Below are 14,683 nucleotides of genomic sequence, written 5' to 3'. Positions count from 1 at the left end.
CGTAGAGGAGCCCCCGAGGGGGTGAATAGGCCTAAAGCACGCCTTTGGGGCATCTGGTGGTTCGGGGATGCCCAGGTTCGTTAGGTTTTGTCGCTGACAAGCGTCATGCCCGGCTCATGCCGGCCAGCGGCATCAGGTCCGCGAGGACCTCGGCGGCGACCACCGGATCGAGATCGCCCCAGCGTCCCGAGGTGAGCGAGACCTGCGTGATCTCCTGCTCCTCGTCGCCCCGGACGCCCCCGTAGAGGCCGGGGCTGAGCCGGATCACGGCCCGCACCCCCTCGCCCACGTCACGGATGAGGGCGTAGACGTCGTCGACGTCGTCCCAGGACCGCTGCCGCAGGCCCATCACCGGGCCGGACGGCACCTTGAGGCCCTCGAACCGCTCCAGCCGGCCGGACGCGCGCTCCGCCGCGGTGAACTCGTGCACGGGCCGGCCCAGCTGCGGGAACGGCTGCAGGATCTCGTAGTCGGCGAACAGCTCCGACCAGGCGGCCACGCCCTTGTCGCCGAGGTGGACCGGGTGCGCGATGCTCACCCGGGCCGTGCCCGGCAGCGCGACCGGCTCGTCCCCGGCGTCGGCGAACGTGCGGTCCTCCGCGATCCGGAACGCGGTGCCGGAGTCGTCGATCCACACCAGCCGGCGGGCGATGTGCCACAGCAGCGGATGCTCGACGAGCAGCCGCCGGAACTCGGGCTCCGGCCAGGCGCGGCCCCGCACCATCGCGTTCTCCAGCCGCCGGACCTGGTCCTCGGCGACCTTCGCGACGTCCTTGCGCAGCTCCGCGAAGCGCTGGTGCGCGGCGGGCGCGAGCGCCGGGTCGTCGCCCGCGCCCGGCCTGGGCAGCGCCTTGCGGGGCCGGCCGTCCTCGTCCCGCACGTACGGCTTGAGCTGCTCGTCGAACCCGACCGTGAACCGGCGCGGGCCGTAGTCGAGTACCATGCTCCCGTCCGGATCGAGCCCGAGCCCGGGGACGAGCCGGTCGGCGAGCTCCTCGCGGGCCAGCCCCAGATCCGCCGCGACCTCCTCGATCCGCGCCGCCGCGCGCTTCTTCAGCGCGCTCGACCGGGCCTTCTGCGAGATGCCGTACAGGTGGGAGAGCGCCGTCTCGGTGCCGATGGCCGCCAGCAGGTCGACCCCGGTCGCGGCCTGCTGCTTGCGGCCCTCGCCGGGCCACGACCGGATCAGCGGGGTGAGCCGGCGGACGGTCGTGTCGTCGCCGATCCAGCCGAGCTGCAGGAACGCCCAGCTCGCCGCGGGCGGCGCGCCGTGCAGGTCCCAGCACCGGAACAGCTCCCACGAGAACGCGGCCAGCGACGCGGCGTCGCACGCCTCGCGCAGCACCTCCAGCCCCGCGTAGACCTGGTCCTGCTTGCTGATCGCCAGCATGGTCAGCACGTGCCCGGTCGCCTCCGCCGGCAGCGCCCGGCCGTCCGCCAGCAGGATCTGAGGCAGCAGGTCCACGCTCACCCAGGAGGGCCGCTTGGGGATCGTGGCGGGCAGCACCTCCAGCGGGTCGATCGCCAGCATGGCCGCGATCGCGTCCGCGACCTCTGCTCCCTGCCGTCCTCGCTCTCCCCACGACCGCGCCGCCCCCACCACGGCCTCGGCGCCGTGCCCGGACGCCAGCCGCCGCAACGCCCCCTCGGCGGCGAGGCGCGCCGCGCCCGGCTTGCCGAGGGCGGCGGGCAGCAGGTACGGGACGGCGGCCAGGCCGTGCCGGGCGAGCCAGGCGGCCGCGGCCGCCCGCATCCGCTTGCCGCGCTGGAGCCAGCGCGCGTGCAGGAGCGCGACCTCGGCGTCCAGGAAGGGGGCGAGGCGGTCGGCGGCGTAGTCCGCGTACTCCTTGACGTAGGCCAGCGGAACGTGCAGCGCGTCCGTCTCGTACATCGACAGCATGAGATCGTCCCAGTGCAGCCGCGGGTACAGGCGAGCGGGCGCCCACTCCTTGAGGAGCGGCCGGGCCAGCCGTTCGGGGGCGTTGACGAAGAACTGCCTCGCCGCCTCCACGTCCAGCGTGCCGAACCGCCCGGCGACCTCGTCCCAGTCGGTGCCGTCAGGGAAGGGGCGGACCCACCGCATCGAGGGGAGGCGGACCGCCGCCCACCGTTCGCGCTCGCCGTCCTCCCAGGACACGGCGGCGGGCGGAGCCTCCAGACCGTCGATGACGGCGGGCTTGGCCTTCTTGCGCCTTCCCTTCCACGGCGGCGCGGCGAGCAGGGCGGGCAGGTCGCCGGCGGGAGCCTCGGGCGCGCTCCGCCCGGTCTCGGCGAGCATCCGCTCGGCGGTGCGGCGCGCCTCGTCCGGCAGGCCGGGCAGCGCCTCCGCCACGAGGTCGCCGTGGGCCCGCAGGTGGACGCGCAGCAGGTCGGCGGCGATCCCGGCGGCGCGGGTGGTGCCGGCGGCGGCCGCGGGGAGCAGCCGCAGCGCCCGGCGCGGGAAGCGCTCCATGGTCTTCACCAGCACGGGCGGGACGTCCTTCTCGCCGACCTGGTCCAGCAGCGCCCGGAACGCCGCGTCCGAGGGGAGCAGGGAGATCGCGCGCAGCAGCGTCCGGCGCTGGTCGGCGAGGGCGCGCGGGTCCGGCAGCAGCAGCGGGAGCGCCGCCGCGCCGAGCTGCGAGAGCAGCGTGCCGACGATGTCGTCGGTGAGGCCGAAGTAGCCGGGCCGGCCGACCCCTACCAGCAGATCCACCTGATGGGACGTGGTCAGCGAGCACAGGAGCAGGTTCTCCGCCTCGCGCCCCTGGTAGGAGGGCGCGGGCTTGTTCGCGCAGCACTCGTCCACCCACTCGGTCATGGTGGGGACCAGGTAGGCCGCCGCGACCCGCTGCCCGAGCGTGCGCCGGTGGGCGGCGAGGCGTTCCGCGGCCGCCGCGTACTCGGCGCCGTCAGCGGCGGCCAGCAGCACGCGCATGCGGCGCAGGCAGCGCTCCCCGGTGATCCGGATGTCGTCGTCGGGGCGCGGAACCGCCGTGAACCCGGCACCGTCGGCCGTCCGCCGGAAGTCGAACCCGCTCAGCTCCACGATCGCGCACGCGGCGAACGCCAGGCCGCGCCCGGCCACCAGCGCGTCCACGATCCCGTCCGGCAGCCAGGTCCTCATGCGTCCCGACCCGTGCTGCATCATCACGGCCGCGGCGGCCCGCGCCGGGTCGGTCTCCGCCGCCGCGGCCGGGTTCAGCTTCTCGGCCGCCGCGTCGAGCGCGGTCTCGGGTACGCCGGCGGCACCGTGCATCGGGTGCGCCGCGTCGCGCCACTCTTCGGGGAGCTCAGGGAGACGATCTTCCATGAGGCCACACCGTACGGGGCATCACGGACGTTTCTCAGGCGACTCCCAGTTCCTGCCGGATGCTCTCGAACTGGATCGCCATAGCCTCCGACAGCGCTCTGGCGGCGGACAGCGGCCGGACCATCACGCGGAACTCGTCGATCAGGCCCTCGTCGTTGTGGTGCACGAAGTCGCAGCCGTTGACCTGGCGGTCGCCGATCCGGGCGGTGAACATCAGGGCGTGGTCGCCGCCGTCGGGGCTGGTCAGCTCCTTGACGTACCGGAGGTCCTCGAACACCGCGAACGCGCCGTGCAGGATGGCCAGGACCAGGTCCTTCCCGGTGTACGGGGTGAAGGCCACCGGGCTGATGAACGTGACGTCGTCGGCGAGCATCGCCGGCACGATGTCCAGCGTCTCGTTCTCGACGGCCTGACGGAACGGGTGCATCCGGACCACTCCTATTCAAGTCGTTGAGTAGAAGTTCAACGTACCGGCGCCGCCGATCGTTAACCAGTGACCGGCTCAGGTCGTCATTCGTTTTCGCGCCATCTTCCCTCCAGGTCAACACTGTGCATCTGATCGCTTACGCACCGTCCCCATCGGGGAGGATCCCCGCCACACCCTCCGGAGCGAAGGCGGTCCGCATGACCCGAGTGCCCTACCGGCCCACGACGACCATCTGGCCCGAGGACAGGCGCTATCCCGCCCTGAGCCGCGGCTTCAACCAGCGCTGGATCGCCGAACCGGACTACGTGCGGCTGGTGCGGACCCCGGAGGAGGCCCGCGCCGCCCTCGCCGAGGCCGTCCGGGACGATCCGCGCGGCCACCGGCGGCGCGTCACCGTGCGCTCCGGCGGCCACTGCTACGAGAACTTCGTGTGCGGCGACGACGTCCGCGTGATCCTCGATATCAGCCCTATGTGCGGCATCTCCTACGACGAGGACATGGACGCGTTCTGCGTCGAGGCGGGGGCGACCAACTGGCACGCGTACAGCCACCTCTATCCGCTCAGCGGCCGGGCCCTGCCCGGCGGCTCCTGCTACTCGGTCGGTCTCGGCGGGCACATCCCCGGCGGCGGCTTCGGGCTGCTGTCGCGCCGCGACGGCCTCACGATCGACTACCTGTACGCGGTGGAGGTCGCGGTCGTCCGCGACGACCGCACGGTCGAGCTCGTCGTGGCCAGGCGCGACGACTCCGACCCCGCCCGCGCCGAGCTGCTGTGGGCCCACACCGGCGGGGGCGGCGGCAACTTCGGCCTCATCACCCGGTTCTGGTTCCGCGACCTGCCCGAGCCGCCGAGCCAGGTGATGCTCGCCGGGCTGGCGTGGGACTGGTCCGACTTCACCAAGGACGACTTCGCGCGCCTGGTGACGGCGTTCGGCGAGTACTTCCGCGACCATCAGGACCCGGCGACCGCCGCCGGCGGGCTCTTCGCCATGCTCAAGCTCACCCACCGCGCCAACGGGCAGATCGGCCTGCTCGCGCAGGTGGACGCCGACGACGAGCAGGGGCCGCGGGCGATGAGCGACTTCGTGGCCGCGCTCGACGGCCGGATCGGGCCCGCGGCGCGGGCGCTGACGTCCCCGATGGGCGAGCACCCGCCCGTCCCGCATCTGGACGTCCCGCGCGTGATGCCGTGGCTGACCGCGACGCAGGCGCTGAACGGCAGCGGCGAGAACCGGTGCGGCAAGTACAAGTCCGCCTACCTGCGCGGTCCGTTCACCGGGCCGCAGATCGACGCGATGTGGGCGTACCTCGGCAACGAGCACTTCACCGACTACCAGAACAAGCAGGCCCTCATCCAGGTCGACTCCTACGGGAGCGCCGTCAACAGCCCGCCGTACGACACCGCCGTCCGGCAGCGCGACTCCATCCTCAAGATGCAGTACCAGGTGTACTGGACGCGGCACGATCCCGACGAGGCCGAGCACCTGGACTGGATCCGCCGGACGTACCGGGCGACGTTCGCCGGCACCCACGGCGTCCCGGTCGTCGGCGGGCAGACCGACGGCTGCTACGTCAACTACCCCGACGTGGACCTGAACGATCCCCGCTGGAACGGCTCCGATCAGGACTGGCCGACGCTCTACTACAAGGACGCCTACCCGAGGCTGCGCCGCGTCAAGAGGTACTGGGACCCGCTCAACGTCTTCCGCCACCGCCAGTCCGTCAAGCCGGCGGACTTCTGAGGGGGCGGCGGGCCGGCCGCCCTAGCCGTCCCGGTCGGTCCCGTCCTCCGGATCGTCCTCGCCGGCCGGGACCGTGAAGAGGCGGATGTGGACGGGGCGGGCGTCGGGCGGCGCCTCCTCGGCGCTCAGGCCGTGCTCGTGCAGGAGCCGGATGTAGGCCTCGAAGAAGTCGGCGAGCCCCTGCTCGGTCATCCGGGTGAAGCCCCGCGAGAGCAGCGCCCAGGCGCGGTCCTTGAGGTACTCGTCGGGCAGCCGTCCCAGCAGCGCCATGTCCTCGGCGTGGCCGAGCCGCAGGACCTCCTCCAGGACCGGACGGTCCTCCTCGGGCAGCGTCTCCGGCGCGGGCATCCGCAGGTCCCGGTGCCCGGGCGCGGACCGCCACCAGCGCTCGCGCCCGCCGGACCGCTCGGGGACGTCCTCGACGAACCCGTACCGCTCCAGCTGCCGCAGGTGGTAGCTCGTCGTCCCGGTGCTCTCGCCCAGGTACGCGCCGAGCGTGGTGGACGTCGCGGGCCCGTGGGTGCCGAGCCGGTGCAGGATCCGCCGCCGCAGCGGGTGGCTGAGGGCCTTGAGCCGGCCGGGGTCGGCGAGTACGGGTGCGATCTCGTCCTCCATGAGGAGCAGCCTAATACTCCAGAGCCATATTTGCAGAGTTAGCTTTGCAAAGACTTCTCTGCAATCTAGGGTCACCGCCATGAGAACCGCGATGACCGCCCTCCTTGCCTGCTTCCTCGCCGTGCTCGCCCTGGCCCCGCCCGCGTCGGCGGCGGCACCGGCGGCGGGGCCGGCCGTGCCCGCGCCGCCCGGGCTGACCTCCACCGACGTGACGTTCAAGGGCCACGGCGGGCTCACCCTGCACGGCTCCGTCCTGGCCGGGGCGAAGGCGGCGGCGCCGCGTCCCGGGGTCGTGCTCGTCACCGGATCGGGCTCGGGCGTGCCGCGCGAGCACCTGCTCACCGAGGCCGTCGCGTTCGCGCGGCAGGACCTGGCCGTACTGATCTACGACAAGCGGTCCGAGGGCTACAGCGACTTCCGCCGCTCGTACTCCGAGCTGGCGACCGACGCCCTCGGCGCGGTCGGCGCGCTGCGCGCCCGGCCGGGCGTCGACCCCCGCAAGGTCGGCCTGTGGGGGCTCAGCGAGGGCGGCTGGGTGGCGCCGCTGGCCGCGTCCCGCTCCGCCGACGTCGCGTTCGTGATCACCGTGGGCGGCAACGCGATGACGCCGCTGCGCCAGCAGCTCTGGAACGAGAACTCCGGCCTGCGCCGCGCCGGGGCGGACGGCTCGCTGCTCGACCGCGGCAAGCGCAACCTCGCCCGGTGGGGCGCGGACGCGGGGCTGTTCGCCGAGGCGTACTTCGACGGCGGGAAGGTGCTGGAGAAGGTCCGGCAGCCGTTCCTGGGCGTCTGGGGGACCCGCGACCTCCAGACGCCGCCCGGCGACAACCCGCCGCTGGCCGCCGCCGCGCTCCGGCGCGGCGGGAACACCCGCTACACGCTCCGCTACTTCGAGGGCGCCGACCACGCGGCGCACCAGACCCCGGACGGCGGGCTCACCCGCGGCGAGGCCCTCGCCCCCGGGTACGCCGAGCTCGTCGGGACGTGGGTCCGGGACGTGACCGGCGGCCGGATGCCGAACGCCGACGCCCCGGCGCCCCCGAAGCAGGACCACCCGAGCGTCGACGCGCCGCCGTCCGCGTGGTGGGAGTCGGCCTGGCCGCAGATCGTCGTGTTCTTCTTCCTCCTGGCCGCGTTCGCCGCGTACCCGGTGTGGGCGCTGGTACGGCGGCTGCGCGGCCGCCGGGCGCGCCCGCTGAGCCGCTGGGCCCGGCTCGCCGCGGCGGCGGGCTTCACCGCGGTCCTCGGCGTCTTCGGCTACCTCTTCTACCTGATGGCCGCCGGCCGCTGGCCCGACCCGGGGCCGCTGCTCGGCTCGGAGCCCGTGGTGTGGCTGGTCCTGCGGCTGCTGGCGGTGGCCGCCGCGGTGGCGACGGCGGCGACCGCGCTGGCCTGGCGCCGTGCCGGCGGCTCCGTACCGGGCGGTGAACGGGTCCGTGCCGGGCTGCTCCTGACCGCCGGGACGCTCTTCGTCCCGTGGGCCTTCTACTGGGGTCTCCTGGCGCTGTGACCCATTTAGGTAGTACGGCGGCAACCTTGGACTTCCCGTTGCCATAGGACGCAATAGCCGGGGGAGTGTGATCAATGCCAACGACTTAGGGATATGTCCGACGGTGCGCAACGAGGCGGACCGAACGTACATACACCAGAAAGGCATTGATCATGGCGAAGAACAAGAACGCGAAGAAGGCTCCCCGGGACCAGGCGCCCCGGTCGGGCGACAAGCTGCGCTGGCAGGCCCACGGCGACAACGCCGCGGACCGCGACCAGGCCGACCGCGCCGACCGGGCCGACCGGGCCGAGCCCGTCGCCGCGGCCCAGGGCGGCGACCGCTTCGCGCCGAACGGCGAGAAGGCCGACCGCAAGGCGCCGGCCGCGAAGAAGCGGTAACGGCGAGACCGTTCCGACGCTCCGCGTCTTCCCGCAAAGCGGCGGGGGACGCGGAGCGTTCCGCGTTCGCCGTGATCAGAACTGGGCGTTTTATCGGGAAATGTAGGGCTTTAAAGGTCCGGCTTATTCGGGCAGCGCACGGGTAGGGCCTGCGATGATCGCGTGCCTATTCTCAGGGGGACCCATGAGCACCGTGACCGCCAACGCGCCCGTACAGGACGTGATCGGCCTGCTGCGCCACCAGCACGAGCGGATCCGCGAGCTGTTCGACCTCGTCGGGCGGTCGGCGGGGACCGCGCGCACGGACGCGCTCGACCGGCTCGTGCGGCTGCTGGCCGTGCACGAGACCGCGGAGGAGGAGATCGTCCACCCGGTCGCGCGGCGCGCGCTGCCCGGCGGCGAGGAGGTCGTCGCCGAGCGGGTGGCCGAGGAGGCCGCGGCGTGGCGGGCCCTGACCGAGCTGTACGCGATGGACCCGGACGACCCGGCGTTCGCGTCCCGGCTCGACCGGCTGCGCGGGGACGTGCTCGCCCACGCGCGGGCCGAGGAGGCGGAGGAGTTCTCGCGGCTCGGGGACGCCTTCAGCGACGCCCAGCGCCGGGCACTGGCCGGCGCGGTCAAGGCGGCCGAGGCCATGGCCCCGCCCCGCCCGGCCCCGGGCACCGCGCCCGCCGGCCTGCCGGCCGGCCCGCCCGCGGCGGTGCTGGAACGTGCCCGCGCCCTCATCAGAGACGCCCTCGCCTAACACCCTGGCCGAGCGCGCTATTCCGGCCTCAGCGGCCGGTGGTGCGTGCCAGTGGGAGTGTCTCGCCGCGCTCGATGTGCCGCAGCCGCAGGCCCTTGGCACGCATCGCGTCCTCGAAGTCCGACAGCGGCGACTTCATGACGGTGTAGTCGTCGTAGTGCACCGGCAGCGCGCTCGCGCAGCCGGTCGCCTCCACCCAGGAGGCGCCCTGCGCGCCGTCCATCGTGACCACGAGCATGCCGAGCAGGGTCGTCCCGCCCAGATGGACGATCCCGGCGTCGATGCCCGGGTGGCGGCGGCCGATCTCGGCGATCTCGTCGTACATCACGGTGTCGCCGCTGATGCACAGCCGCAACTCCGGGTCGCCGTCGGCCGGGCCGAACTCCACCAGCGTCCCCATGACCGGCGGCAGCAGCCGGTGGAACGGCGCGGGCCCGTGCCGGCCGGGCATCGCGGTGATCCGGATGGCGCGGTCGTCCTTGGTCAGCGTGCGGTGCCGCCAGGTCCCCATGCCGTGCGCGCGGGCGAAGCCGCGCCGCCGGAGCGTGCGGGCGGCGGCCGGCGTGGTGAGGACCGGCAGCTCCCGGTCCAGCCGGTCCTCGGCGACCCGGTCCCAGTGGTCGTCGTGCAGGTGCGACAGCAGCACCGCGTCGAGCTCGGGCAGCTCGTCGATCGTCAGGGCCGGGTCCTTGAGCCGCTTGCTGGTGAGCCCGTAGCCGAGGTGGACGCGCTCCCCCCGGTGCAGGAAGTTCGGATCGGTCAGCAGCGTGAAGCCGCCGTACCGGATGATCGTGGTGGCGTTGCCGACGAACGTCACCGTCGGGTCGTGCGTGCCCATCGTGTCCCCCTTGGTCCCTAGCCGGGCGCATACCCCTCGGCGGCACAGGCATGCCCCGCTGAACGCTCGTTGAACGGCGCGGCCAGGACGCCGGATACGTAGGGGGCATCTCGTCAAACGATCGTTCAGTCACCTAGGCTGGGCCGCCAGAGGAGACCCCCTCATCAACGCCGGCGAAGGGTGCAACGGTGGACTTCACGCTTCCCGAGGAGCTCGTCGACCTCCTCGGCCGGATCGACGACTTCATCGAGCGCGAGATCAGGCCGCTGGAGCAGCGCGACGACAACATCCGGTTCTTCGACCACCGCCGCGAGGACGCCCGCACCGACTGGGACCGCGGCGGCCTGCCGGCCCGGGAGTGGGAGGAGCTGCTGGGCGAGGTCCGGCGGCTGGCCGACCGGGCGGGGTTCTACCGCTACCCGTTCCCCAAGGAGTACGGGGGGATGGACGGCACCAACCTCGGCATGGCGGTGATCCGCGAGCATCTGGCCGCCAAGGGCCTCGGCCTGCACAACGACCTGCAGAACGAGCACTCGATCGTGGGCAACAACGTCGGGCTGCTGCTCATGCTCGCCTACGGCAGCGAGGCGCAGAAGGACGAGTGGGTGGACGCCCTGGCCACCGGGACCCGCGCGTTCGCGTTCGGGATCACCGAGCCCGCGCACGGCTCGGACGCGACGTTCATGGAGACGGCGGCGGTCCGCGACGGCGACGGCTGGGTGATCAACGGTGAGAAGACCTGGAACACCGGCGTCCACGCCGCGAGCCACGACCTGATCTTCGCCCGGACCTCCGGGGAGCCGGGGGACGGGGCGGGGATCACCGCGTTCCTGGTGCCGACCGACGCTCCCGGCTTCAAGGTCGAGGAGTACCTGTGGACGTTCAACATGCCGACCGACCACGCGCACATCACGCTGACCGACGTGCGGGTGCCGGACTCGGCGGTCTTCGGCGCGGAGGGCCGCGGGCTCCAGGTCGTCCAGCACTTCTTCAACGAGAACCGGATCCGGCAGGCGGCCTCCAGCCTCGGCGCCGCGCAGTTCTGCGTGAACGAGGCGGTCGCGTACGCGCAGGAGCGCAAGCCGTTCGGCAAGGCGCTGGCGGCCAACCAGGCGATCCAGTTCCCGCTGGTCGAGCTGCAGACGCAGTGCGAGATGCTGCGCGCGCTGATCCACAAGACCGCCTGGCAGATGGACCGGACCGGCCCGTTCTCGGTGTCGAAGGAGGTCTCGATGTGCAACTACTGGGCGAACCGGCTGTGCTGCGAGGCCGCCGACCGCGCCATGCAGGTGCACGGAGGCCTCGGCTACTCGCGGCACAAGCCGTTCGAGCACATCTACCGGCACCACCGGCGCTACCGGATCACCGAGGGGGCCGAGGAGATCCAGATGCGCCGGGTGGCCGGCTACATGTTCGGCTTCATGAAGCAGCGCGCGCCCAAGGGCGTCGCCGAATAGCGCGGCGACGCCCTGCACGTGCGGCCGGGCCTCAGCCGACCTTGGAGTCGCGTCCCTCCCAGTAGGGGTCGCGCAGGCTGCGCTTGAGCACCTTGCCGGACGGGTTGCGCGGGATCTCTTCGATGCGGTCGAAGCTCCGCGGGATCTTGTACGAGGCGAGGTGCTCCCGGCAGTACTCCTGGATCGCGCTGTCGGCCGGGTCGGCGCCCGGCCGCACCACGATCGCGGCGTGCACCGACTCGCCCCACTCGTCCGACGGGATCCCGAAGACCGCGGCGTCGGCCACGTCCGGATGGGCGGTCAGCACCGCCTCGATCTCGGCCGGGTAGATGTTCATCCCACCGGAGATGATCATGTCGGAGCGGCGGTCGCAGATGTAGACGAAGCCCTCCTCGTCCCGGTAGGCGATGTCGCCGACGGTCAGCCAGTCGCCGATCCGGGACGCCTCGTACTTCTGGTCGGCCTTGTAATAGGCGTCGAACACGATGCTGCTGCGCACGTACAGGTCGCCGGGCACGTGCGGCTCGGTGATCTGCTCGCCGTCCGCGCCGAACAGGCCGATCTCGATGCCGGGGGCCGGGCGGCCGCAGCTGCCCGGCTTCCGCATCTGGTCCTCGGGCAGCAGGATCGTGTCCACGCCCAGCTCGGTCGACCCGTACACCTCGTAGAGGGAGTCGTTCCCGACGCGCTCCACGTAGCGGCGCTTGAGCTCGAACGGCCAGGGCGCCGCGTTCGCGATCACCCGCTGGAGGGACGACAGGTCGTACCTGGCGAACGTCTCCTCCGGCAGGTCCACGACCCGCCGGATCGGGGTCGGCGCGGAGAACGTCGTGGTGACCTTGTGCCGGTCGACCAGCTCCAGCCAGCGCTCGGGCGCGAACTCGCGCATGACGACGACCGTGCCGCCCATCTGCTGGACGATCTGCATGAAGCTCATCGGCCCGGAGTGGTACAGCGGCCCGGTGGTGAGGTAGACGTCGCCGGGCTGGTAGCCGATCGTCATCACCAGCCCGAGGACGATCTCCGGGTCGGGGGCGCCGCGGACGACGCCCTTGGGCTTGCCGGTCGTCCCGGACGTGTAGAACATCGAGGTGCCGGCCGCGGCGTCCTCGCCGGTCGCGACCGGCTCGGTCTCCGGGCTCCCGGCCGATTCGGTCTCCAGGTGGGACGCCCAGGACGGGACGTCGCCGGGCTCGCAGCGGAACGCCAGCCAGGACGTGACGGCCGCGACCTCGGCGGCGGCCTGCTCCAGCTGCGGCGCCTGCTCGATGTCGAACAGGACGACGGCCGCGTCGGCGTTCTCGACGACGTACGCGGCCTCCTCGGGGCTGAGCCGGTAGTTGAGCGGGACGGCGATCCCGCCGGTCTTGCGGACGGCGACGATCAGCGCCAGCACCTCGGTGCTGTTGCGGCCGCACCAGACGACCTTGGTCCCGGCGGTGACGCCGAGGCCGATCAGCAGGTGGGCGTACCGGTTGGCCATCGCGTTGAACGCGGCGTAGTCGACCCGCCGCTCTCCCTCGATGACGGCGATCTTGTCAGGGGTTGCGGCGGCATGGGCGGCGAGCGGATCCTCCACGGGCGTCTCCTCGCTGCGATCGGTTGCGACGATCAGTTGCGACTAGTGGGGAAAATCACCGTACGGTCGTTCAACGGCCGGGAGCAAGGGCCTGGCGAGCTGCTGTCGCCGCCGTTGAACGATCGATCAGCGGCGTTCCGCGATCAGGAGCAGGAACAGGGCGATGGGGAACCCCTGGCGCCACCAGGGGTCGGTCCGGAGCTGCTCGGGGGACGGGTGCGGCTCGCGCAGGTCGGCGATCACGAAGCCGGCGTCTCGGAGCGTTCCAGAGTAGTACTCCAGGGGGCGCAGCCAGGAGGTGATCTCGGACGGCGACTCCAGCCCGTCCACCAGGAAGCGCTGGTCGATGCCGCGCGGGGCGAAGTAGCGCTCGGCGGGCACGGCGTCGGCCGCGCCCCGCTCGGCGTCGAAGGTGTAGAAGCACGGGTGCAGGGTGAGGACGACCAGCCGCCCGCCGCTCCTGAGCACCCGGGCGAACTCGCCGATGGCGTCCGCCGGGTCCTGGAGATGGCTGAACAGGTGGTTGCAGACGACCAGGTCGAAGCCGCCGTCCTCGGCGGGCAGGTCGTCGGCGCTCGCCCGGATGAACGACACGGTGCCGCCCGCGCCGCCGTTCCCGGCCGGCGCGGCCGCGGCGGCGTCGATGAGCCCCTGGCAGGCGTCGATCCCGACGACGTCGGCGCCCATCGCCGCCAGCCGCCGGGACAGGTAGCCCTCGCCGCAGCCCGCGTCCAGGATCCGCAGGCCCGCGCACGGGCCGATGGCGTCCAAAACGGCCTGGTCGGTCAGTTCGGTGCGGTACCGGTCCCGGCGCTCCCGGATGATCTTCACCCAGTAGTCCGCGTTCGCCTCCCACCGCTCCCGCGTGAGCTCCGCGCCCGCGGCCTTCGCGCCCGCGCCAGCCGTCTCCGTGCGTGTGGCCTCGTCCACCGGCCCCCCTCGTCCTTCTTCTTTTGTGTCAGGGCATGCCCTTGATCTTTTTCACCAGTTCCGCGCAGGCGGACCGGATCATGCGGTCCGCGCAGCGCGTTCCGCGCCGTTCCAGTGCCGCGACCAGATCGGTCCTCCGATGCCCGAACGTGGGATCGCGGCGCAGCGCCAGCGGAATATAGGTCGATACCAAATAATAGAAATAGGCATCGTTATAACTGGCGATCTCCCGCAGCACCTCGCGCGCCGTGTTCCGCAGCAGCAGCGAGCTGGGCAGCGTGAAGTCGGGGCTGATCCGGCCGTCCCGGGTATAGGTCGGGAACGACCATTCCTCCAGCGCCGTGTACATCGGCGTCCGGTCGAGCTCGCGCCGGTACCGCTCGGCCAGCTCGACGTCGTTGGAGCCGATGAGGGCGCCCATCACCACCCCGCGCATCATGAACGCGCTCTGCCGCCCGGCGGGCCGTCCCGCCAGCTCGGCGCCCGGCGTGCCGGTCACCTTGCTGACCTGGTGGGTGAGGATGTTGAGGGCCAGGATCGAATGGAACGAGTACGTCTTGCGGTCGAGCCGGGGAGCGAGGTCGACCGACGCGTCCAGGAGCTTGCGCGGCTCCTTGAGCAGGCCGCCCTCGGCGGCGTAGAGGGCCTCCAGCGCGCGGTCCGGCTCGCGCCCCCAGAAGCGGGCGAGGTAGGACGAGACCTTCTGCCCCGCGTCGCCGCGCATGATGTGCAGCGCGGCCTCCAGGGCGTTGAGCAGGTGCTGCCGGGTGACGGGGGAGCCTTCCAGGGCGTCCAGATCGACGGTCAGGCCCGCCGACTCCAGGCCGGCCACCAGCGAGTCGCGCCGTTTCCGGAGCGAATGCGCCATGAAGTATTCGGCGATTCCCGGAACCGACGACATAAGGCTCTGCAGCGACCTCCCGCTGATGCGGTCGAGCCAGCCGGTGTTGTCCCAGAGCCGGGAGACCGTGCTCTCGTCCAGCCCGGAGAACATCGCGACATCGGACATGTTCAGCCCGAGGTCCTTGGTGATTTCCGAGAGAGACTTCGGCTCGCTGTCCGCTGTCATGAGTCGCCCTGCTGATGGCCCTTTCCGGATGTCCGATCGTATCCGGGGAATCGGGCGCGTCACGGCGCAACGGTGCAATCGCCCGTTCCGTTCCTTCCG

General features: G+C 72.2%; 12 protein-coding genes. 5 read left to right on the top strand and 7 right to left on the bottom strand.

Features of this window, described 5'->3' with window-relative positions; genetic code table 11:
* Positions 1 to 103: 103 nt before the first annotated feature.
* Together AB0881_RS16880 and AB0881_RS16875 are read right to left on the bottom strand one after the other, a co-directional pair.
* Positions 104 to 3,292, bottom strand: a complete 3,189-nt coding sequence (locus AB0881_RS16880; RefSeq protein ID WP_366617823.1) for a DUF4132 domain-containing protein — start codon at positions 3,290 to 3,292, stop codon at positions 104 to 106.
* A 34-nt stretch (positions 3,293 to 3,326) separates the two neighbouring features.
* Positions 3,327 to 3,719: a nuclear transport factor 2 family protein gene (locus AB0881_RS16875; protein WP_366617822.1), complete on the bottom strand. Its 393-nt coding sequence runs from the start codon at positions 3,717 to 3,719 to the stop codon at positions 3,327 to 3,329.
* 197 nt (positions 3,720 to 3,916) lie between these two features.
* On the opposite strand from AB0881_RS16875, the gene AB0881_RS16870 reads away from it, so the two are divergent.
* Positions 3,917 to 5,461: a BBE domain-containing protein gene (locus AB0881_RS16870; RefSeq protein ID WP_366617821.1), complete on the top strand. Its 1,545-nt coding sequence runs from the start codon at positions 3,917 to 3,919 to the stop codon at positions 5,459 to 5,461.
* A 21-nt stretch (positions 5,462 to 5,482) separates the two neighbouring features.
* On the opposite strand, the gene AB0881_RS16865 is transcribed toward AB0881_RS16870, so the two are convergent.
* The gene (locus AB0881_RS16865) at positions 5,483 to 6,076 is read right to left on the bottom strand and encodes a helix-turn-helix domain-containing protein (protein WP_366617820.1); all 594 of its coding nucleotides are present in this window, start codon (positions 6,074 to 6,076) and stop codon (positions 5,483 to 5,485) included.
* A gap of 79 nt (positions 6,077 to 6,155) precedes the next feature.
* Between AB0881_RS16865 and AB0881_RS16860 the strand changes: the two genes are divergently transcribed.
* From AB0881_RS16860 to AB0881_RS16850, 3 genes are all read left to right on the top strand, one after another.
* Positions 6,156 to 7,586 (top strand): prolyl oligopeptidase family serine peptidase, encoded by a 1,431-nt coding sequence (locus AB0881_RS16860; RefSeq protein ID WP_366617819.1) that lies wholly within the window; start codon positions 6,156 to 6,158, stop codon positions 7,584 to 7,586.
* Between the two features lie 152 nt (positions 7,587 to 7,738).
* On the top strand, positions 7,739 to 7,966 hold the full coding sequence (locus tag AB0881_RS16855) for a hypothetical protein (protein ID WP_366617818.1): 228 nt from the start codon (positions 7,739 to 7,741) through the stop codon (positions 7,964 to 7,966).
* A 184-nt stretch (positions 7,967 to 8,150) separates the two neighbouring features.
* Positions 8,151 to 8,711, top strand: coding sequence for a hemerythrin domain-containing protein (locus AB0881_RS16850; protein ID WP_366617817.1), 561 nt, complete (start codon positions 8,151 to 8,153; stop codon positions 8,709 to 8,711).
* Positions 8,712 to 8,739: 28 nt separating this feature from the next.
* Here the strand turns inward: AB0881_RS16850 and AB0881_RS16845 are convergent, their stop codons facing one another.
* On the bottom strand, positions 8,740 to 9,549 hold the full coding sequence (locus AB0881_RS16845) for an MBL fold metallo-hydrolase (protein WP_366617816.1): 810 nt from the start codon (positions 9,547 to 9,549) through the stop codon (positions 8,740 to 8,742).
* 188 nt (positions 9,550 to 9,737) lie between these two features.
* On the opposite strand from AB0881_RS16845, the gene AB0881_RS16840 reads away from it, so the two are divergent.
* Positions 9,738 to 11,006: an acyl-CoA dehydrogenase family protein gene (locus tag AB0881_RS16840; RefSeq protein WP_366617815.1), complete on the top strand. Its 1,269-nt coding sequence runs from the start codon at positions 9,738 to 9,740 to the stop codon at positions 11,004 to 11,006.
* A 31-nt stretch (positions 11,007 to 11,037) separates the two neighbouring features.
* On the opposite strand, the gene AB0881_RS16835 is transcribed toward AB0881_RS16840, so the two are convergent.
* From AB0881_RS16835 to AB0881_RS16825, 3 genes are all read right to left on the bottom strand, one after another.
* Positions 11,038 to 12,585, bottom strand: coding sequence for an AMP-binding protein (locus AB0881_RS16835; protein ID WP_366617814.1), 1,548 nt, complete (start codon positions 12,583 to 12,585; stop codon positions 11,038 to 11,040).
* A 126-nt stretch (positions 12,586 to 12,711) separates the two neighbouring features.
* Positions 12,712 to 13,515 (bottom strand): class I SAM-dependent methyltransferase, encoded by an 804-nt coding sequence (locus AB0881_RS16830; protein WP_366617813.1) that lies wholly within the window; start codon positions 13,513 to 13,515, stop codon positions 12,712 to 12,714.
* 28 nt (positions 13,516 to 13,543) lie between these two features.
* Entirely contained in the window at positions 13,544 to 14,524 is a 981-nt protein-coding gene (locus AB0881_RS16825; RefSeq protein WP_366617812.1) for a hypothetical protein, read from the bottom strand.
* Between the last annotated feature and the right edge of the window lie 159 nt (positions 14,525 to 14,683).

Source organism: Spirillospora sp. NPDC029432, from assembly GCF_040703975.1.
Lineage (GTDB): Bacteria > Actinomycetota > Actinomycetes > Streptosporangiales > Streptosporangiaceae > Spirillospora.
Note: the sequence above shows the minus strand (reverse complement) of the source record. Positions and strands in the feature narration are given on the sequence as shown.

Bases quoted from the DNA above. Each gene is read 5' to 3' on its own strand.
- AB0881_RS16880 (WP_366617823.1), bottom strand. From the start codon at position 3,292: ATGGAAGATCGTCTCCCTGAGCTCCCCGAAGAGTGGCGCGACGCGGCG.
- AB0881_RS16875 (WP_366617822.1), bottom strand. From the start codon at position 3,719: ATGCACCCGTTCCGTCAGGCCGTCGAGAACGAGACGCTGGACATCGTG.
- AB0881_RS16870 (WP_366617821.1), top strand. From the start codon at position 3,917: ATGACCCGAGTGCCCTACCGGCCCACGACGACCATCTGGCCCGAGGAC.
- AB0881_RS16865 (WP_366617820.1), bottom strand. From the start codon at position 6,076: ATGGAGGACGAGATCGCACCCGTACTCGCCGACCCCGGCCGGCTCAAG.
- AB0881_RS16860 (WP_366617819.1), top strand. From the start codon at position 6,156: ATGAGAACCGCGATGACCGCCCTCCTTGCCTGCTTCCTCGCCGTGCTC.
- AB0881_RS16855 (WP_366617818.1), top strand. From the start codon at position 7,739: ATGGCGAAGAACAAGAACGCGAAGAAGGCTCCCCGGGACCAGGCGCCC.
- AB0881_RS16850 (WP_366617817.1), top strand. From the start codon at position 8,151: ATGAGCACCGTGACCGCCAACGCGCCCGTACAGGACGTGATCGGCCTG.
- AB0881_RS16845 (WP_366617816.1), bottom strand. From the start codon at position 9,549: ATGGGCACGCACGACCCGACGGTGACGTTCGTCGGCAACGCCACCACG.
- AB0881_RS16825 (WP_366617812.1), bottom strand. From the start codon at position 14,524: ATGTCCGATGTCGCGATGTTCTCCGGGCTGGACGAGAGCACGGTCTCC.